The 19,044-nt window shown below is 40.1% G+C and carries 17 protein-coding genes; 6 read left to right on the forward strand and 11 right to left on the reverse strand.

The features are described 5' to 3' along the window. Positions 1-49 precede the first annotated feature (49 nt). The 3 genes from CHA01nite_RS03170 to CHA01nite_RS03180 all read right to left on the reverse strand — a co-directional run bounded on the left by CHA01nite_RS03170 (position 50) and on the right by CHA01nite_RS03180 (position 4,245). Positions 50-1,888, reverse strand: coding sequence for an ABC transporter ATP-binding protein (locus CHA01nite_RS03170; RefSeq protein ID WP_146939779.1), 1,839 nt, complete (start codon positions 1,886-1,888; stop codon positions 50-52). 187 nt (positions 1,889-2,075) lie between these two features. Beyond that, a complete protein-coding gene (locus tag CHA01nite_RS03175; protein WP_146939780.1) occupies positions 2,076-2,996 on the reverse strand; it encodes a M28 family peptidase in 921 nt (306 codons plus the stop codon). Positions 2,997-3,855: 859 nt separating this feature from the next. Then, on the reverse strand, positions 3,856-4,245 hold the full coding sequence (locus tag CHA01nite_RS03180; RefSeq protein WP_146939781.1) for a DUF4293 family protein: 390 nt from the start codon (positions 4,243-4,245) through the stop codon (positions 3,856-3,858). Between the two features lie 145 nt (positions 4,246-4,390). Between CHA01nite_RS03180 and rho the strand changes: the two genes are divergently transcribed. Together rho and CHA01nite_RS03190 are read left to right on the forward strand one after the other, a co-directional pair. Beyond that, positions 4,391-6,355, forward strand: a complete 1,965-nt coding sequence (gene rho / locus CHA01nite_RS03185; RefSeq protein ID WP_146939782.1) for a transcription termination factor Rho — start codon at positions 4,391-4,393, stop codon at positions 6,353-6,355. A 242-nt stretch (positions 6,356-6,597) separates the two neighbouring features. Next, positions 6,598-7,194 carry a superoxide dismutase gene (locus CHA01nite_RS03190; protein ID WP_146939783.1) on the forward strand — a complete coding sequence of 199 codons (597 nt, stop codon included), beginning with the start codon at positions 6,598-6,600 and terminating at the stop codon, positions 7,192-7,194. A 60-nt stretch (positions 7,195-7,254) separates the two neighbouring features. Here CHA01nite_RS03190 and CHA01nite_RS03195 read toward each other — a convergent pair whose 3' ends face one another. Then, on the reverse strand, positions 7,255-7,677 hold the full coding sequence (locus CHA01nite_RS03195) for a DUF6146 family protein (protein ID WP_146939784.1): 423 nt from the start codon (positions 7,675-7,677) through the stop codon (positions 7,255-7,257). A gap of 47 nt (positions 7,678-7,724) precedes the next feature. Continuing rightward, complete coding sequence (locus CHA01nite_RS03200; RefSeq protein ID WP_146939785.1) at positions 7,725-8,915, reverse strand: endonuclease/exonuclease/phosphatase family protein; 1,191 nt, start codon at positions 8,913-8,915, stop codon at positions 7,725-7,727. Positions 8,916-9,165: 250 nt separating this feature from the next. Here CHA01nite_RS03200 and CHA01nite_RS03205 point away from each other — a divergent pair, with 250 nt between their 5' ends. Next, positions 9,166-12,018, forward strand: a complete 2,853-nt coding sequence (locus CHA01nite_RS03205) for a carboxypeptidase-like regulatory domain-containing protein (RefSeq protein WP_146939786.1) — start codon at positions 9,166-9,168, stop codon at positions 12,016-12,018. Positions 12,019-12,041: 23 nt separating this feature from the next. Then, positions 12,042-13,463, forward strand: a complete 1,422-nt coding sequence (locus CHA01nite_RS03210; RefSeq protein ID WP_146939787.1) for a M949_1556 family lipoprotein — start codon at positions 12,042-12,044, stop codon at positions 13,461-13,463. Between the two features lie 326 nt (positions 13,464-13,789). On the opposite strand, the gene CHA01nite_RS03215 is transcribed toward CHA01nite_RS03210, so the two are convergent. The 5 genes from CHA01nite_RS03215 to CHA01nite_RS03235 all read right to left on the reverse strand — a co-directional run bounded on the left by CHA01nite_RS03215 (position 13,790) and on the right by CHA01nite_RS03235 (position 17,489). Next, the gene (locus CHA01nite_RS03215; RefSeq protein WP_228458326.1) at positions 13,790-14,212 is read right to left on the reverse strand and encodes a DUF6702 family protein; all 423 of its coding nucleotides are present in this window, start codon (positions 14,210-14,212) and stop codon (positions 13,790-13,792) included. A 104-nt stretch (positions 14,213-14,316) separates the two neighbouring features. Next, the gene (locus CHA01nite_RS03220; RefSeq protein WP_373869015.1) at positions 14,317-15,069 is read right to left on the reverse strand and encodes an LOG family protein; all 753 of its coding nucleotides are present in this window, start codon (positions 15,067-15,069) and stop codon (positions 14,317-14,319) included. A 6-nt stretch (positions 15,070-15,075) separates the two neighbouring features. Beyond that, complete coding sequence (locus tag CHA01nite_RS03225) at positions 15,076-15,789, reverse strand: nucleotidyltransferase family protein (RefSeq protein WP_146939789.1); 714 nt, start codon at positions 15,787-15,789, stop codon at positions 15,076-15,078. A 72-nt stretch (positions 15,790-15,861) separates the two neighbouring features. After that, a complete protein-coding gene (locus CHA01nite_RS03230) occupies positions 15,862-16,278 on the reverse strand; it encodes a RapZ C-terminal domain-containing protein (protein WP_146939790.1) in 417 nt (138 codons plus the stop codon). 191 nt (positions 16,279-16,469) lie between these two features. Then, entirely contained in the window at positions 16,470-17,489 is a 1,020-nt protein-coding gene (locus CHA01nite_RS03235; protein WP_146939791.1) for an aminoglycoside phosphotransferase family protein, read from the reverse strand. A 47-nt stretch (positions 17,490-17,536) separates the two neighbouring features. Between CHA01nite_RS03235 and xrtF the strand changes: the two genes are divergently transcribed. Together xrtF and CHA01nite_RS03245 are read left to right on the forward strand one after the other, a co-directional pair. Beyond that, positions 17,537-18,058 carry an exosortase family protein XrtF gene (gene xrtF, locus CHA01nite_RS03240; protein ID WP_146939792.1) on the forward strand — a complete coding sequence of 174 codons (522 nt, stop codon included), beginning with the start codon at positions 17,537-17,539 and terminating at the stop codon, positions 18,056-18,058. After that, positions 18,055-18,495 carry an exosortase F system-associated membrane protein gene (locus CHA01nite_RS03245; RefSeq protein WP_146939793.1) on the forward strand — a complete coding sequence of 147 codons (441 nt, stop codon included), beginning with the start codon at positions 18,055-18,057 and terminating at the stop codon, positions 18,493-18,495. The genes xrtF and CHA01nite_RS03245 overlap by 4 nt, the downstream gene beginning before the upstream one ends. A gap of 178 nt (positions 18,496-18,673) precedes the next feature. Here the strand turns inward: CHA01nite_RS03245 and CHA01nite_RS21115 are convergent, their stop codons facing one another. Next, positions 18,674-18,883, reverse strand: coding sequence for a bacteriocin-like protein (locus CHA01nite_RS21115; protein WP_444979413.1), 210 nt, complete (start codon positions 18,881-18,883; stop codon positions 18,674-18,676). Between the last annotated feature and the right edge of the window lie 161 nt (positions 18,884-19,044).

Below are 19,044 nucleotides of genomic sequence, written 5' to 3' on the forward strand. Positions count from 1 at the left end.
GAAAGCCTGAAACAGCTTTCTCTTTTAATTTATATAGGGATTAAATTGATTAATCGAAATTCTGCAGATCTACAAGTTTATGGTACACGCCTCTTTTAGCAATAAGATCATGATGTGTTCCCTGTTCCACGATGTCTCCTTTCTCCATGACAACGATCCAGTCTGCTTTCTGGATGGTGGAAAGCCGGTGGGCGATTACCAGTGATGTCCTGTTTTCCATCATCTTTTCCAGCGCATCCTGTACAAATCTTTCGGATTCCGTATCCAGGGCGGAAGTGGCTTCGTCAAGGATCATAATCGGTGGATTTTTCAGCACAGCCCGGGCGATGGAAACCCTTTGCTTCTGTCCGCCCGAAAGCTTTCCTCCGTCATCACCGATATTCGAATCATAGCCTTCAGGGAGACTGGAAATGAAATGATCGGCATTTGCGATTTTTGCCGCTGCAATTACTTCTTCTCTCGTCGCTTCGGGTTTACCCATCAAAATATTATTGTACACCGAATCGTTGAAAAGAACAGACTCCTGGGTCACCATTCCCAGCAGTTTACGGTATTCCTTCAGCCTTAAGTTTTTAATATTGGTTCCGTCGATAAGGATTTCCCCTTCGGAAACATCGTAGAACCTGGCCAGAAGGTTGGCAATGGTAGTTTTTCCGCTTCCGCTTTGTCCGACGAGGGCTACCGTTTTTCCTTTCGGTATGCTCAGGGAGAAGTTCTTAAGGATGGTGTGGTCCTTATCGTAATAAAAGCCGATGTTATTAAATTCAATAGATCCGTTAAGCGTCGAAATACTCACAGGATTCGCTGCTTCATCAATTTTTACATCTGCATCCAGGATCTGCAGTACCCTTTCCAGGGAAGCTTCCCCTTTCTGGACATTGGAGATCGATTGAGACAGGCTTTTCACCGGCGGCAGGATCTGGAAGAATATCCCCAGGAAAACAAGGAAATCGGCAGGAGAAATGCTTTTTTCAACAATAATCTGCTTTCCTCCGTACCAGGCAATAATCAGGAAGGTAACCGAACCCAGGAATTCGCTCATCGGCGAGGCCAGTTCTTTTTTTCTTCCCAACCGGATGGAGCTGTTGATCCATTTCTGCATCGACTGCATGAAGCGGTTGTCCATAATCTTTTCGGCACTGAAAATCTTGATCACCTTTGTTGATTTTAAGGTTTCATCGACAATGGAAAAAATATTCCCCATTTCGTTCTGTGCTTCGTGGGAGTCTTTTTTAAGGCTTTTTCCGATCAGGGCAATCATCGTACCCATTACCGGTAAAACCAGCAGTGAGAAAAGCGTCAGTTCGGTACTTAGGAAAAACAGGGTAATCAAAGTACTGATCAGCATGAAAGGTGCGTTGATCAGTTCTACCAGACTCCCCAATATGCTTCCTTCCACTTCTCCGACGTCATTTGACATTCTGGACATCAGGTCGCCCTTCCGGCTTTCCGTAAAAAAAGAAACGGGAAGGGAGAGGATCTTTCTGTACATGGCGCCCCGGAGGTCTTTGGTAACTCCCACCCGGTAATTGATGAGTAAAAAAGATCCGAGATAACGGAAAAGGTTCCTCAGTAAAAACATGAAAGCCGTAATTACGCACAGCCAGGCCAATACGGTGAGGGCACCATACTGCGTGACAAGATTCTGTACATAATAGTTGGCATATTCTTTAACATAACTGAAGAAATCCAGGATTTCTCCCGAGTATACAGGCGGAGAACTATATTTTTTAGCTTCGATAGTCCCGAAGAGCATTCCCAAAACCGGCAGGATCGTCCCCAGCGATGCAATCTGGAATACGGAATACATCAGGTTGAAGAACAGACTTCCGTAAATGTATTTCTGATGAGGTTTTGCGAATTTGAGTATTTTAATATATTGATTCATTCAATGAAAAAATTGGATAGCAAAATTACATAATTAAAATGATAAGACGTTTTTGAATAGCGTTTTACTTTACTCAATAAGTTTCAAATTTTCAGGATTTGTTACACCGCCTTCTGAAAGCGTTTTTGGCTGGATTAATTATATCCTTCATATAAAGAAAAAACCGCCGGATTGGCGGTTTGAATATTTAGAACTTCACTGTATCATTATACTTAGGGGCAAAATTCTTCGGGGACAGCTTGTCGAGCGTTTTTCCGAAATTATTGATGATCTGCGTCAAATTGGCAAAATCAACGATATTTACATCATCATTTTCATGGTGGTAATGCGTGGCTTTTGTCATATCGACTGTTGAAAAAGAATGGGCGATAATTTTCTTTTTAACGAAACTCACATTGTCCGAGCGGTAAAATAACTGCTGGGCGGCATAAGGATCGGGATTTACCTTTAACCCGTTAACTGCATTTTTATTAAACAGTTCATCAAGATCGGAAAACTCATCGCCGGTCATGAACAGGGCATTTTTTCCGAACGCAGATTCGGTGGCCACCATTTCAAAATTGAACAGGGCGGTCATGTTATTATAGATATGATCCAGGTTTTTATCGGTGGAGATCGCTCTGGATCCCAGCATTCCCTTTTCTTCTCCGTTAAAGGCCATAAAGACCATGGAAAATTCAGGTTGCTTGTTTTTAAAATAATCGGCGATTCCTGCTAATGTCGTAATACCGCTGGCATCGTCATCGGCACCGTTGTAAATATGATCCTTAGGGTTATTACTGGTTCCGATGTGGTCAAAATGCCCTGAAAACCCGAGGTATTTATCCGTTTTTCCTTTTTTTATGCCGCAGACGTTATAAACAGTCTTTCCTTGATAATTGAAAGGAACCAGATAAGAATTTCCGGTGCAGTAGCCCAGATTGTTTTCCTTAAACAGTCCGGCAATGTAATTGGCTGCATTGTCGTTTTCCGGAGTGCCGATTTCGCGGCCTTTCATCTCATCGGAAGCCAGTGTGGAAAGCACGGTTTTGATTCTGTCCTGCGAAACCTCCTGCGCAAAGGAGAAAACAGAAAATAAAGTGAGCGTAAGATAGGTCAGTTTTTTCATGTGATAAAATTATGCATAATCTGTCGTAGTTTATAAGGAAATGTTGCAGGCCGCTTTTAAAAAGATATGAGGATTTAAAGTTTGAGGTTTAGAGTTTAATGTTTCCGCTGCATATTACAGTAAGGTGAACTCGAAGAAGAACCGAAGTTAACAGGATGGAAGAGGGAAGCTGGATGCAGGAAGTCTCCCTTGTCAAAAATAGGTTCGGAGGTCTCCTGATAATCAAACAAAACATTTGTCAGTCTATCAGGGGGAATTCTATTCATAATCCTGAGTGAATCAACTTTAATTTATTTTTGAATTAAGTAGATTCCTGAATATGATATTAATATGGCTGAATTCAGTTAATTAGCATGATTCTGACGTAAAAATAAATTGGTTAACCGACATTCAATTTATCAGATTCCATCAATTGCGTCGGACTTTGGCCCGATATGAAATTGTAATTCCAAATTGGCTTTAGCCGAAATTTATTGTAGTTTTCAGCTGAAGCCGCTCCTTATCAGACGGATGGTAAATGGCATTCGTTCGAAATGCTCCGCATGACAATGCTGATCTCTATTAATATTCGAATATTATACTTACACCGAACTCACGTTACGGTAAAATGAAAACGGATTAGATTTAAATCATTAATGGATGGTTAAATAATAAGCTTATGTGATCTTTTAAAGGCGAAATCAAAAATGCGATGAAGTCAAACGGCTTTATGAACTTGGAAATTTTTAGTTTAAAAAAAGCTTTGCGGGCCTTACGTTCAAAGTTTAGAGCCTGGCAAACGAATTTGTTATAGTGGTTAAAAAGAAAAAACAGCTCCTTAAAAAAGAAGCTGTTCTCACTCAAAAAAATCGTTGTAAGGTTATCGGAGTCTGTCCACAGATTTTACGAGCCTCTCATCTCTTTTGATGTATAAGTTTGCAATAAACAAACAGATCACCGCGATCAATGAAAAAACCGGCTCAATACCCTTCTCAGGAAAACTGATTCCTCCGGATAAGTTTAGAAGCCAGTACACCAATACACCAATCAACAAAGCGTTTATAATAATGCTGACGGTATTCAGCAAAATTTGTCTTTTTCTGTTTTTAAAGCTGAACACGCTCAGGAGCCCAACCAAAACAAGGATAATGCATCCGATATTAATCACCGGAATACGGTCTGAAATAACCACATCCTGTGCCGTAATGAACAGGAACACCGCCGCCAAAACGGCTAAAAAAGTCCAAACAGTCTGTATTCTTTGTAACATGGAATTTAAATTCCAGGCAAAAATAGCATAAATTTTGCACAATTCAAAAATAAGTGTAGATTTGCATTATACAAATGTACTTGAAAACAAAAGTCACCCGACTTACTTTTCTTACTCACAATTAATTACATTTTTTTACATAAATATGTTTAACATCGAAACGTTAAGGTCAAAATCCGTAACGGAACTGACTAAAATCTTAAAGGATTTGGGCGTTAAAGTGGCAAGAAACAGCACTGAAAATGACAAAATCTTTGCTATTCTTGACTTTCAGGCATCAAATCCCAAAGTGGCAAAAGAATATTTCAACGCCACTGAAGCCAGTGTAACTACTGAAGAAAAACCGGCAGAAAAGCCTGCCAAAGCCCCTGCTAAAAAGGCTGCCCCGAGAAAGACGGCAGCGAAGGCAAAAGCAGAACCTAAAAAAGAAGCCGAGCCTCAGGCTGCAACGGAAGAAAAAGCGGAAGAAGTAAAACCTGCTGCCGAAGAACAACTGAAACAAGCCGCCGAGCCACAGGAAATCACAACCGAACCTGCAGTTCCTGCAGAAGACCAGGCGGCAGCAACCAAGAAAAAAAGAAAGAGGGTTTCCCCGGCCAATACAGGCAATACAGAAGTGCTTCAGGAAAAACCGGAAGCTTCCGATACTTCGGAAACCCAGGAATCTGCTCCTGCAGAAGAAAAGCAGAATACCAACCAGCCTCAGGTTCAGGCACGTTCCCAGAGAACACCGCATAACAATCCGCAACACAACAACGGAAACCAGAACCGGAACCAGAATCCGAATCAACAGAATCAAAATCCGAATCAGCACAGACAGCAACAGCAGCATGCTGAACGAAACGATGATCAACAGCAAAATCAGAATCCCAACCAGCATCAGAATTCCAATCAGCAAAGACAGCAACAGCAGCACGCGGAAAGGAATGACGATCAGCATCAGAACCAGAATCAGCATCAACACCATCAGCAGGAACAGAAAAAAGAATTCAGTTTCGACGGAATGGTAAGCATTGAGGGGGTTTTGGAAATCTTGCCGGATAATTACGGATTTTTGCGTTCATCGGATTTCAGCTATATTTCTTCTCCTGATGACGTTTATGTTTCTACTGCCCAGATCAGGAACTACAGCCTGAAAACGGGAGATACCGTACGGGGAATCGTAAGGCTTCCGAAAGAAGGCGAGAAATATTTTTCATTGCTGAAGCCTACGGAAGTTAACGGCAGAGACCTTGCCTTTATCAAAGACCGGGTTGCTTTTGAATATCTTACCCCGCTTTTCCCGGAAGAAAAATTCAATCTTACCGGAAACAATTCCACCATGTCTACCAGGATCGTCGATCTGATCGCGCCTATCGGAAAAGGGCAGCGTGCGATGATCGTGGCACAGCCGAAAACCGGTAAGACCATGCTGCTGAAAGATATCGCCAATTCTATTGCTTCCAATCATCCGGAAGTGTATATGATGGTTCTTCTGATCGACGAACGTCCGGAAGAGGTTACCGATATGGAAAGAAGCGTCAATGCAGAAGTGATTGCTTCTACTTTTGATGAAGCCGCTGAAAAACATGTGAAAGTAGCCAACCTTGTTTTGGCTAAAGCGCAGAGAATGGTGGAATGCGGACATGATGTCGTGATTTTACTAGACTCGATTACCCGATTGGCAAGAGCCTATAACACCGTAACTCCGGCTTCCGGTAAAGTATTGTCGGGTGGGGTGGATGCCAACGCCCTTCATAAGCCGAAAAGGTTCTTCGGAGCCGCAAGAAAGATTGAAGGCGGCGGGTCTTTAACGATTATCGCAACGGCACTTATTGACACCGGATCCAAAATGGATGAAGTGATCTTTGAAGAATTTAAAGGTACCGGAAACATGGAGCTTCAGCTTGACCGGAAAATTGCCAACAGAAGAATTTATCCTGCGATTGACCTGGTTGCATCCAGTACACGTAGAGACGACCTTCTTCTGGATGAAGTAACTTCGCAGAGAATGTGGATCCTCAGAAAATACCTTTCCGAAATGAATCCTGTGGAAGCGATGGAGTTTGTAAGCAAGAACATCAGAGGAACCCGTAACAACGAAGAATTCCTGATGTCGATGAATAAATAAATAATTGAATTTAATTTTTCATATAAAAAACACGGATCTTCTGATTCGTGTTTTTTTATGTAGGTCTCCGGCAAAAATAGATATGCAATAAAATGAAATTAACAGTCGGTTTTATATATTCTAAAAACCAACGCATTCCGAATCAGAAAATCAATGTTAAAGATTTATTAAAGTAATCTGCATTTTTTGACTATGGATCAAATTATGACTAAATTTGAGTAATAACATTAAAAAATATAATTATGTCATTTGAATTACCACAACTAGGATATGCTTATGATGCATTAGAGCCTACTATCGATGCAAAAACAATGGAAATCCACCATACAAAACATCACCAGGCTTACGTTGACAATTTAAACAATGCCATTAAAGGAACAGACCTTGAGGGAAAAACAATAGAAGAAGTTTGCCAGACCGGAACGGATAAGCCGGCGGTAAGAAACAATGGAGGAGGACACTTCAACCATACCCTGTTCTGGGAAATCCTGACGCCGGGCGGAAGCAAGGAGCCGGTAGGAAATGTAAAAGCGGCTATTGAAACGTACGGAGGTTTTGACAAATTCAAAACTGATTTCTCCGATGCGGCTAAGACCAGATTCGGTTCAGGATGGGCCTGGCTGGTAAAAAATTCAGACGGTTCCGTTGCCGTAACTTCCACGCCAAATCAGGATAATCCATTGATGCCGGTAGCTGACGTAAAAGGTACTCCGGTTTTAGGACTAGATGTTTGGGAACATGCTTACTACCTGAACTACCAAAACAGAAGACCTGACTATGTAACCGCATTCTTCGAAGTGGTAAACTGGGATAAAGTAGAGGAATTATTTAACAAATAGTTCATTACGGTTTATAAAATAAGAAAGGTTCGGCATTGCGCTGAACCTTTTTTATTATATTTAAAACCTGGCCGTATCACTTCCCGACAGCCCGTTCATCCTCAAGCCATACCGCCAGTTTACATAGGCGAAAACCTGATAGAGTTTATATTCAAACTTTAATCCGTATTTTTCTTTGGGGTCATAATCTATGGAGGATTCGATCACATTCCGGTACCGTCCGGAAGAATAGTACGAGTTCCATTCTGCGACGAGCTGGGTATTCCTGTTCTTAAGGTATGATTCGGTATACTGGCTGAGCGGCCTGGCGACGGCATTCAGGAAATAGTCAAACCGCGTATCGATCACCGTAAGATCCCATTCTCCGTCGTCATTTTTGGCAGGTTTCATTTCATTCTTTTCCTTATCATTTGAAGACGCTGACTGCGCTGAACAGTTAAGCGTTAGAAAGGAAACTAGTAAGAGGACGATTGCATTTTTCATATCCGTACATTATAAAAAAAGACACTCAAAATGAGTGCCTTAAATTTTTAGGGTTCTTTCTGGAGAACGACAAACGCCGGAAAGTGGTCGCTGTATCCTCCTGTAAACTGATCGCCGTTCCAGGACCGGAAAGGGTAGCCTTTATAATTCCCTTCTTTATTTACCAGATAGGCCGGTGCAAAGATTTCGGCTTTATAGACGGAATAGTCTTTCGTTACCTGATCGGAGATTAAATTTTTGGAAACGATAATCTGGTCGAACAGGTTCGGTGCATCCTGATAAGCCAGTGAAGCAACCCCTTTTTTGTATAAAGGATACATCAGGTTTAAATAAGGATTGGCGTCGCTGAGATCTTTCGGACTTGGCTGGGCCTTAAGATAGTTTTTTAAGCTTGAGCTTACCGGATCATCGTTAAAGTCGCCCATAGCAAATAACTTGGTGGACGGGTCGGCTGCTCTCACGCTGTCCATCTGCTGTTTCAGTAAAGCGGCAGCTGCATTTCTTTTAGGTAAGGAAATCGCTTCGCCTCCTCTTCTGGAGGGCCAGTGGTTCATAAAGAAAGCCACTTTCTCATTATCCAGAAACCCCGTTACCACCAGGATATCCCGGGTATATTCTCTCCGGCCGTCATCACCGAAAACTTTCAGTTCCTTTTTAAGGGAGTTGGTAGGGGTAAATCTTCTCTTCTGATAAATTAAAGCCACATCAATTCCCCTGTAATCGTAGGAATTGTAGTGAATAATTCCGTAATCGTATTTTTTTAAGGCCGGCTCATTAATCAGATCCTGGATCACCTGCCGGTTTTCAACTTCGATAAGGCCTACCACTGCCGGTGCCGTTTTGGTATACTGAGCGCCTAATTCGGAAATTACTTTGGCTTCGTTGGCTAATTTTGCTTTATAAATTTTGGAATTGTAATTCTTTGCGCTTTTCGGGGTGAATTCATCGGCACCGCTCTGGTAACGGACCACTTTCTTGCCGTTCAGGGCACCGTCGCTCCACGGGCCGTCGTATTTTTCTGCTTCCAGAAATTTCACCGAATCTACCGGGATGCTTCTGTGGAAAGCCGGATTCCTGATGTCTTTGGTCCCGTCGATATAATCTGCCGAGCGAATGGTGTCCCATAGGTTTTCTACATTCAAAAAACCAACGGTGGCTACTTTCCTCAGTTTTCCCTGCTGTTGTGAAAATGCCATGACTGACAAAATGATGGCAAAAAAACTCAAAAATTTCTTCATTCTCTTAGAGTTGTATTAATATTATTTAATCTGCAAATTTACTTTTTTTTAATTCACCCCATTTTAAATATTTGTAAATTTAAAATATGGTATTCCTGTTTTTTATCTATAATCATTCTTAAAAGTTTGCAATGTTAAGAAAAAATAACGTTAAAAAGGTTGTAAATTCTAAATTTTGACTAAATTTGTCGCCCCAACTTTTAAACTGTTGAGAATTAACGCGAAAAGTATTTAAAAAATAAATATACTCATGATTAAAAAACTATCATTAGTCTCTTTATTTACTTTGCTTCCGGCATCTTATTATTTTGCACAGACTACGGTCTCTGCTTATCTGAAAGATGCTGAAGGAAAGCCCGTTGAAAGGGCAGAAGTAGATCTGAAAGGGAATGACAATGATGTAACGGCTGACAAAATCGGATACTTCCAGTTTGTAGACCTGAAGCCGGGGCATTACCAAATTGTGATTACAAAACCGAATTACGAAACCAAAGTAATGGAGTTTGATGTGATGGACAATGAGAAAAGAAAGGATTTAGGGACCGTTACCCTATATTCTGCACTTACCAGCGCGGACCAGGGCTTAGCTATTATTGATAACAGCGGCAGCGATGGTGAAGACAGCAGCAGCGGCCAGGCTTCTACGGTAGGCTTACTACAGTCATCCCAGGATATTTTCAACAGAATTGCGGCTTTCGACCTGGGGTTTTATTGGTTCCGTCCGCGAGGAATTGACGGCAGAACTTCCGAAAATATGCTGAATGGGGTGTCGATGGTAAAATCAGACAACGGAAATGTAGACTTTTCCAATTGGGGAGGGCTTAATGAAATCGTAAGATATCCGGAAATCTCTACCAATCATTCCCCGTCAGAATATGCATTTGGCGGAGCAAGCGGGATTATTTATAAGAATACGAAAGCCAGCGAATACAGAAAAGGATTTCAGGCGACTTATTCTATTACCAACAGGAATTACCGCCAGAGGGTTTCTTTGAGATATACTTCGGGTATGAGTAAAAAAGGCTGGGCATTTACCGTGATGGGAGCTAAAAGATGGGCGGAAGAAGGGATCCAGGAAGGTACATTTTATGATGCTTATGGTACTTATTTAGGAGTAGAAAAGAGATTTAATGATAATCACACGATTACTTTCAACGCCTTTGCTTCACCTTTCAGAAGATCTACCTCCAGCCCGAATACGCAGGAAGTATACGATTACAGAGGGGTGCATTACAATTCTTACTGGGGATGGCAGAATGGCGAAAAAAGAAATGAAAGGGTAAGAAAAGGCTTTCAGCCGATTTTCCAGTTACAGGATTTCTGGAAAATCAATAAAAAATCGAATTTATGGACTTCCGTTTCTTATCAGTTCGGAAAGGATAAAGGATCAAGACTGGACTGGCAGAACGCACAAAACCCGTCTCCGACTTATTATAAGAAATTGCCAAGCTATTACATGAACAGCATTACCTATAATGCCTATCATAATAATACGGACCCTTCACTTTATACACAGTTAAAAGAAGGATACGATCAGGCACTTCAGGACTGGACCAGTAACAATACGGATGTTACTCAGCTTAACTGGAATAATCTGTATGCAGCCAACCGGAACAGTGCCAACGGTAGTGCCAAATATTTCCTTGTCAACGATGTAAGCGATGATAAAGTGTTCAATGCAGCTACCCATTATACTTATAACTTCAATGATCAGACAAGATTTTTATTAAATGTTTCTTATCAGAACTTTAAGTCTGAATACTATAGAGAGATCAACGATTTATTGGGAGCGCAATACGCCCTGAATGTTGATCCTTTTGCAGATTCCAACAGAAGGGGATCGTCAGGTCTGTATAACATTGCTGATACAGAGACCCAAAAGCATGAGGGAGACAAAATAAACTACAACTACATCCTGAGAAGACAGGAGGTAAAGATCAATCCAGGACTAAAGCTGTCTATCGGGCAGTTTGATGTTTTTGCCAGTGCTATGGCAGGATATTCCACTTCCAACAGGGAAGGGCTATTCCAGAACTACCTGTACCAAAACAATTCTTTAGGAGAGAGCAAAGATTTCAACTACTGGAATTATGGTCTTAAAGGCCAGGTAATTTACAGGCTGAACGGAAGAAATTTCTTTGTTTACAACGGCGCCTATTTTTCACAGGCCCCTTTCCTGGATGATATCTTCGTTAATGCAAGGCTGAATAACTATTCGGTTCCGAACATTAAAAGTGCGGTAATAAGCGCAAACGATATCAGCTATGTAATGTCTACGCCTTTCCTAAAATTACGAGCCACAGCCTATATCGTGAACACGCAGAATGACACCAATGTTCAGCGATTCTTTGCAGACGGACTGACGATTAGTGTCGACAATACCGATACCGGAGGATCTGAAGACAAAACGGCCAGTGCATTTGTTACTCAAACGATGTCCAACGTAAGCAAACGGAATATGGGAGCTGAATTGGGTGTGGATGTTAAAGTATTGCCTACCTTATCTTTACAGGGAGTTGCCAGCTGGGGAGATTATAAATATACAAACAACCCGAATGTATATATCTCTTCCGACGTAATGGCGGCTCCGTTTGCCAATTTGGGTACGGCCTACATCAAAGATTTCAAGGTGGGTGGAACTGCTCAAAAAGCATTCTCCGCAGGATTCAGATATAATTCTCCGAAATACTGGTGGTTTGGCGGAAGCTGGAATTATATGGATGATAACAACCTTGATCCTTCCGCGATCCTCAGAACCAATGAATTTATCCAGAACAATAACAGCAATACCCCTTTCGTCAACCTTAACGACGAGAAAGTAGACCGTTATATGAGACAGGTACAGCTTCCTTCCGCATTTTTCTTAAATGCAAATGCAGGAAAATCCTGGATGCTTGGTAAATACTACGTTCTGGTTTCCGCTTCCGTAAATAATATCCTTGATAATACAAGATACATTACAGGCGGTTTTGAACAGATCCGCAGTTCAAACGGAAATGTGGATTTTGAAAACGACTACAACAGCAAGTATCCTAATTTTGCTCCGAAATACTGGTACAACCAGGGTCGTTCTTATTTTATTAATTTACAGGTCAGATTCTAAAAATAACTCAGAAATATAAAAAAATGAATATAAAGAATTTCTTAAAAATCAGTTTGGGTGCAGCGGTATTGGGAGCTGCCCAGATTTCTTGTATCCATGAAGACAAATGGGATGCACCGGAGATTGTGTGTAATAATAAGTTTGCAGCGCCTACCAAGACTATGGCTGAGGTGGTGTCATTAGCACCAGCTACTTCTGCAACTACTTATACAGGCACAGTTTATAAAATTCCCGTGGAAGATGCAACGCATCCTGCCGTAATTTTTGATGGCTACGTAGTATCATCAGATGAAAATGGAAACTTTTATAAAACGATTACTTTTCAGGATAAGCCGGAAAATCCAACGGTTGGGTTGACCATAGGAATCAACAAGTCCATGAATTATACAGACTATCCTGTAGGTGCTCATATCAGAATCAAGGCCAACGGAATGTTGATCGGTAAATCTTCCGGAGCCATTACGCTGGGAGTTGAAGATCCTAATTATTCCATTGGCAGAATTCCGGAATCTATTATCGGAAGATATGTGTCAGGAGTATGTAACGGATCCGGGCTGGAAATCGTTAAAATTGTACCAAGAGAAATAAAACTTTCCGATATCGGTAATAGCAACAGCAACTGGATTAATACTTTGGTTACCGTGAAAAATGTTCAGTTTACAAAAACTGAAATCGGAAAACCATTGGTGGATGTGGATATTTCCGGAAATAATGTTGATACAAGCAGAAACTTGGTTGATGCTAACGGAGGAACTACAATTATCAGAACCGATGCCTTCTTCAAGCCTGCTGCTTACCAGATTCCAAATGCCAGCGGAGATATTACTTTTGTATTAACCCGTTATAATGCAACTTATCAGGGAGCCATCAGAGGAATTAACGATATTAACTTTAAAAATACAAGATTTGCTGAAGGTATTATTGGAGGTACTGCGATCACTTATTCCGGCTCGTTTACTGAAAATTTTGAAAGCTATGCCAATGATAATGCTCTTTTCCCTAAATATCTTAACTATGCTTTCGTTGGAAACAGATATTGGCAGGTAAAAACCTTCAGTAATAACAAATATATTCAGTTATCGGCTAACGGAGGTGCTGCTAATACCGCTTATACTAACTATTTCATGGTTCCTGTAGACTTCACAGCTGCTAACACTTTGGCGTTTAAAGTTAATGTAGGCTTTTATAATGGTGCCGCACTTAAGGTATATACTACAACAAATTATACGCCGGGTGCAGACATTACAACAGCCACCCTAAATGAGATTACATCAAATTTCAGTTTTCCTGTTGCACCGACTAGCGGTTATGGCACTTTAGCCTCTGCCGGTACGTACAGTCTTCCTGCATCGCTTACAGGAAACGGATTCATTGTATTTAAGTATGAAGGAAACAGTTCAAGTATTACTACGACTTACCAATTGGATGATATTACCGTTCAATAACGAATTGTATCAAATATAAATTGAAAGACTGCTTTTATAAGGCAGTCTTTTTTTTAAGATGTACTGATAATTTTGGTTTATGACACTTTTACGCGTAATATATGATCCGTATTTCAGTGAAACAATCTCTTTTCAATAAGAAATAAATTTCAAGGATTTATTTTAACAAGATTCTCTTTGCCTTATTTCCTATTTGTAAAATAGAGATTTCGTTTTATCCTTGATATTTAATATTAATGATAAATCCGGGAAATATCATTTTAGTTCATCCCTAAAAATACAAAACCACCGCAACTGCAGTGGTTTTCAAATAATTTAAATGTTCTTTAAAAAGATACTTCATTCACTTCTTTTCCGCGCTGGAAATTCATTGTTTTCTGGCTTCCTTTATAAGCAATGTTAACGAGGTTAATCTGCTTGGGAAAAGTGCTCAGAAGGATCGTATTTTTTATTCTTAAGGTACTGATGTCTGAAACGCTTCCGGTTTCAAAATAGACCCATACTGTTTCTCCGCTTACCTGGCTTCCTGTGAAAGTAATGGTTTTCGGAACTCCGTTGACGTACACATCAAAATTGTTGTTTACATACTTTTTAACCTCTGCTTCAAATCCTGCCGTATTAGGGTTGATTTTGATAGCGTCGGAAATATGATTTGTATTCATTTTTGTCGTGAACTTCAATGTTTTGCTTCCATCGATATAATCCACCTTGGTCATTGAAGAGAAAAAGTCTACATTCGTGAAACTCATTAACATAAGAAATGTTAATATTCCTGATATAGATAAAATTTTTTTCATCTTAAAAAATAAATTTGCACTCATGGTCCTTATTTTAATCACAAATAATATGCCAACTAAAAATTGACATTGACGGAATATTTATCGTAAAACGCCTTGATGTGGGCTACTGCCTCATCTGCTGTATCTACCACACGATATAGATCCAGGTCTTCCTCATGTATCATTTTTTCCTTCAGCAAAGTTGCCTTGAACCACTCCAGCAGGCCGCCCCAGAATTCCGATCCCACCAATACGATAGGGAATTTCCCGATTTTATTGGTCTGAATTAAGGTTAAAGCTTCCGTAAGCTCATCCAGGGTACCGAATCCTCCGGGCATTACGACAAATCCCTGCGAATATTTTACAAACATTACTTTCCTAACGAAGAAATAATCAAAGTTCATGGAGTAGGATCGGTTGATGTACGGATTAAAATGCTGCTCAAAGGGCAGGTCGATATTCAGTCCGATCGATTTTCCTTTGGCATTGAAAGCCCCTTTGTTTCCCGCTTCCATAATTCCCGGTCCGCCACCGGTAATGATCCCGAAGCCGATTCTGGTAATCTTTTCAGCGATTTCTACGGCCATTTCATAATATTTGCTCTCCGGCTGCAGCCTGGCTGATCCGAATATTGAAACGCATGGGCCGATCTTCGCAAGCTTTTCATAGCCATCTACAAATTCTGCCATCACCTTGAAAACCATCCAGCTGTCCTTCGTTACGGTTTCGTCCCAGGTTTTTTGTTTCAGGCTGTCATGCAGCCTGGTTTCATTAGCATCAAATTCGGGATTTATCAAACTTTCATCCCGGGTTCCTTCCATTCCCATTGCAAATTATTTAAAATGTTTTTCGGCCTCTGTTACGGATTCCGGTCTTCCGACATCAATCAGGATGCGGTCATGCAGATAACCGTGAATAGGTTCGGTCTGCATCAGGTCCAGATATTCTTCCATGACAGAAAATTTGCCTTTTCTTTTTATTTTTTCAAAAATCACCGGATTGATACAGTGAACGCCGCTGAAAGCCAAAGGCTTAAATCCTTTATTGAATTCGGCCAGCCTCTGTTCGCCGGTCTGTACATTCAGCCAGCCTCTCAATACCAGATCATCGTTGAAAAGTAATTTTCTTGAGCTTTCTCTGTCCGAAACGGCTAATGTAGCAAAATCTTTTATCTTTTTATGGTATTCTACAAAATCCGTGATGTTAATGTCGGTAAGAATATCGGCATTCATGATCAGGAAATCTTCACCATGATCAAGGAATTTTCTGGCAAAAATCAAGCCGCCTCCCGTTTCCAGCAGTTCTGAGGATTCGTCTGAGATTTCTATTTTACACCCGAAATTATCGTTTTGCTTTAAAAAATCAACAATCTGATTTGCAAAGTGATGAATATTAATAACAAAATCGGTTATTCCGAAATTTTTTAAATAGCGGATATTTCTTTCCAGAAGCGGAATGTCGTTTACTTTAGCCAGCGCTTTCGGATGATGATCGGTAAAAGGTTTCAGCCGGGTACCTTTTCCTGCTGCAAAAATAAGGGCTTTCATAGTCTGTGGGTAAGGAGTAATGGGTAACAAGTAATAAAATGCATAGCCATTCGTAGTAATGAAATAAAAATATTATTCATTACTTATATTAAGGTGGTGCTGCTCATCATGGTGCAGGCTGATTTCAACCTGATTGCCATATTTTTCTTCAATGAAATGAGCGATCCTGATGGCAGAGTATACCGAACGGTGCTGGCCGCCCGTACACCCGAAATTGATTTGGAGGTTTTCAAATCCCCGTTCCAGGTAATTATCGATATTGATGGAGACCAGGCTTTTGATCAATTCCAAAAATTTAGGCATCTCCGTTTTAGTTTCCAGGTATTCCTGAACACCAATGTCATTTCCGGTCTGGATTTTATATTCCTCCACTCTTCCCGGGTTCAGGATTCCGCGGCAGTCAAAGGTAAATCCGCCCCCGTTCCCTGTTTCGTCTTTCGGGATTCCTCCTTTCTTGTAGGAGAAACTGTGTATATCGATGTGTAGCATTTTATTTTGTTTTTAGATTATTAATAAGCAAGTCTGGTTTTGTGCTTGATTTTAATTATTTTCTCTGTTATCAAGTAAGTCGAATCTGCGATTCCCGTACGAACCTAAACTTGAATCTCTCACGATAGTTCTTTAATACGTTGTTGAAATTCCTATGGAATGACAATCGCATAGTTATTAATAAGTAATACTCAATTATTTAATATTTCTTCAATTTTTAGCCTCGTTTTTTCCAGGTGTAGCTGTCCGATTACTTTTTCCAGTTCGGGATAATTTTTCATCTCATCCCACGTGTTTGCAAATGCCGTTATATTCTCAATGCCTTTTTCGAGGCTGGCGATAAAATGAGGCTTTCTTTGGATCAGCCCTCTGAAGCCGTAGGCTCCCAATACCTGAAGAAACCTCATCATCTGAACCGGCTTTACCGAATTTTTTAGTTGATTCCTGGCTCCCTGATCTTCAAATTGTTGAATATAAAACTCCACCATTTCCTTTTTAAAGTCTTCAGGAAAACCGGCTTTGGCCTGGAAAAGAAAAGAGATGACATCATACATCAGCGGACCTTTCATTGCCGACTGGTAATCGATGAAAGAAACCTTATCCTTATCATTCACCATGATATTCCTGGACTGGAAATCCCGGATCATCAACCCTTTCGGTTCAAGGCTTTCAATGACGTTGACAATGCTTTTGAATTCTTTGAGTAAGGTTGATTTATGGTATTCCAGCTCAAGGACATCCGCCACAAAATTTTTAAAGTAATATAAATCGTGGGTTACCGGAAGTTCGTCATAACTTTCATATTCAAAAGTTCGGGTAAAATCTATTTCATTTTGGGTTAAAACCTGTAACCGGTACAATTGTTCCAGCGTCTGCCGGACCAAAGATTTTACACGGCTAGAAAGTCCTTCTCCGGTAATAATATCGGAAAGTGTCTGCTCTCCTAGGAATTCCTGGATGTACATTTTCCGTTCTTCGGAAACGGTAAATATTTCCGGAGTGTTCAGCTTTAAACGTGAAAAGACATCCGAATAATACAGGAAGCTTTCGTTTTCCTGAATATTATCATTGCAGGTAACGATGTATTTTTCAGTTCCGGCTGCTGCCAGAAAATTAACTCTTGCAGAACCGCTTTGAGCCAAAGCGAAAAAAACAGAAGCTGATGTATTTGTATAATTTTCAAAAAATTGTTGGGCGTATCCGGAAATCATAGGTGAAACAAAGATAGTAATTTACGGTTAATTTCTATCTTTGCAGTATGTTAAAGGATTTCAAACCGGTTTTGGGCATTTTGCTGCGTTTCATCATCATTTACCTGGTGCTGCTTTTTGCTTATCAGTTCTTTCTGAACTGTTTTCAGGGAAGCGGCCTTGATCCTTTTTCCCGGATGGTTGCAGAGCAGGTGAGCGGTATCCAGAATTCCATCGGCTTCCCTACGCAACTGTACGATGATGTAAAAGGCGAACAGGTATGGTTTTATGTAAAGCGGGAATATGTAACGCGCATGGTCGAAGGCTGCAATGCCGTATCGGTCATGATTCTTTTTGTGGCCTTTGTTTTTGCTTTTTATAAAGGTTCCGGGACTTTTCTTTTTGCACTTACCGGGTTAATCCTGCTGTATGTGATGAATCTGCTCCGGATTGCAGGCTTAAATATTGTTATGGCCGATTACAAACAATACGGGAAAATTTCACATGATTTTATTTTTCCGGCGATTATTTACGGAACGGTAGTGGCCCTGTGGCTGATCTGGATTAAATTTTTTGCCCTGAAAAGATGAAATTGCTCAGCTGGTTTTTAGTGGCCCTCGGAATATTGGGATTAATTGGTATCAGGGTACTGGAAGGCGATCTCTTTTATGATCCTTTCCTGGATTACTTCCATGAAGCCCGGAAGAACATCCCTTTTCCCGATTTTGAATGGGGAAAATTAATTGCCGGCCATCTTTTCCGGTTTATCTTAAATCTTTTTTTCTCCTGCCTGATCATTCATTTCTGGTTCAGAAACAGGCAATGGACCATCCAGGGAGCGCTTCTAATATCAATCATTTTTCTGATGACCTTCCCGATTTACCTGTATTGCATTTACAGCCGGCTTGAAGTCGGATACCTCTTTTCCTTTTACATGCGGCGGTTTGTGATCCAGCCTTTGATTCTGCTGCTGATTATCCCGATGTTTTATTACAGAAGACAAATTAATAGATTAAAAGAATATTAAAAAGCATTTTTTTTAATATTCTAAAATTATCTTTTATCCATATGCTTTTAAGTGTATAATGCTATCTGCATATGCTAACATGGTATATCATATTTCTAATTAGTATTTAGAATTCATTTTAAAAAAGTTTTAAAAAAAATGTCGTCAATTATTTGACGACAGATAAAATGTTATAATACTAGTAGCAATATCTATTACAAATTACAATACAAAAATGAGGACTATTAGGATCATCAAGATCTGTAGTAGGAGAGGATGGGTCCATCTCACATTGAGATTTTGAGCTATAGCATTTTGTCATACTGTTCCAAGCATTTATACATTCAGGAGTATAACCACCCTTAATTGATTTTAATCCTTCTCTGGAAAGTTTTTTTAAGTTTTTCATAGTTATGTAATAAATTTTGTAAAATATTTTCCTACTCTTTGTCAAGCTTTTCGGATACCGCTTTAATTTGTACTAAAATAATAAATTTTTCAATACGATGTGAAATTATTAAAATTTTTGTATAAATAATTTAATATCATTTTAAATTTTTTTAAGATGTT

This window comes from Chryseobacterium hagamense, from assembly GCF_007991455.1.
GTDB lineage: Bacteria > Bacteroidota > Bacteroidia > Flavobacteriales > Weeksellaceae > Chryseobacterium > Chryseobacterium hagamense.

Bases quoted from the DNA above. Each gene is read 5' to 3' on its own strand.
- CHA01nite_RS03170 (WP_146939779.1), bottom strand. From the start codon at position 1,888: ATGAATCAATATATTAAAATACTCAAATTCGCAAAACCTCATCAGAAA.
- CHA01nite_RS03175 (WP_146939780.1), bottom strand. From the start codon at position 2,996: ATGAAAAAACTGACCTATCTTACGCTCACTTTATTTTCTGTTTTCTCC.
- CHA01nite_RS03180 (WP_146939781.1), bottom strand. From the start codon at position 4,245: ATGTTACAAAGAATACAGACTGTTTGGACTTTTTTAGCCGTTTTGGCG.
- rho (WP_146939782.1), top strand. From the start codon at position 4,391: ATGTTTAACATCGAAACGTTAAGGTCAAAATCCGTAACGGAACTGACT.
- CHA01nite_RS03190 (WP_146939783.1), top strand. From the start codon at position 6,598: ATGTCATTTGAATTACCACAACTAGGATATGCTTATGATGCATTAGAG.
- CHA01nite_RS03195 (WP_146939784.1), bottom strand. From the start codon at position 7,677: ATGAAAAATGCAATCGTCCTCTTACTAGTTTCCTTTCTAACGCTTAAC.
- CHA01nite_RS03200 (WP_146939785.1), bottom strand. From the start codon at position 8,915: ATGAAGAAATTTTTGAGTTTTTTTGCCATCATTTTGTCAGTCATGGCA.
- CHA01nite_RS03205 (WP_146939786.1), top strand. From the start codon at position 9,166: ATGATTAAAAAACTATCATTAGTCTCTTTATTTACTTTGCTTCCGGCA.
- CHA01nite_RS03210 (WP_146939787.1), top strand. From the start codon at position 12,042: ATGAATATAAAGAATTTCTTAAAAATCAGTTTGGGTGCAGCGGTATTG.
- CHA01nite_RS03215 (WP_228458326.1), bottom strand. From the start codon at position 14,212: ATGAGTTTCACGAATGTAGACTTTTTCTCTTCAATGACCAAGGTGGAT.
- CHA01nite_RS03220 (WP_373869015.1), bottom strand. From the start codon at position 15,069: ATGGGAATGGAAGGAACCCGGGATGAAAGTTTGATAAATCCCGAATTT.
- CHA01nite_RS03225 (WP_146939789.1), bottom strand. From the start codon at position 15,789: ATGAAAGCCCTTATTTTTGCAGCAGGAAAAGGTACCCGGCTGAAACCT.
- CHA01nite_RS03230 (WP_146939790.1), bottom strand. From the start codon at position 16,278: ATGCTACACATCGATATACACAGTTTCTCCTACAAGAAAGGAGGAATC.
- CHA01nite_RS03235 (WP_146939791.1), bottom strand. From the start codon at position 17,489: ATGATTTCCGGATACGCCCAACAATTTTTTGAAAATTATACAAATACA.
- xrtF (WP_146939792.1), top strand. From the start codon at position 17,537: ATGTTAAAGGATTTCAAACCGGTTTTGGGCATTTTGCTGCGTTTCATC.
- CHA01nite_RS03245 (WP_146939793.1), top strand. From the start codon at position 18,055: ATGAAATTGCTCAGCTGGTTTTTAGTGGCCCTCGGAATATTGGGATTA.
- CHA01nite_RS21115 (WP_444979413.1), bottom strand. From the start codon at position 18,883: ATGAAAAACTTAAAAAAACTTTCCAGAGAAGGATTAAAATCAATTAAG.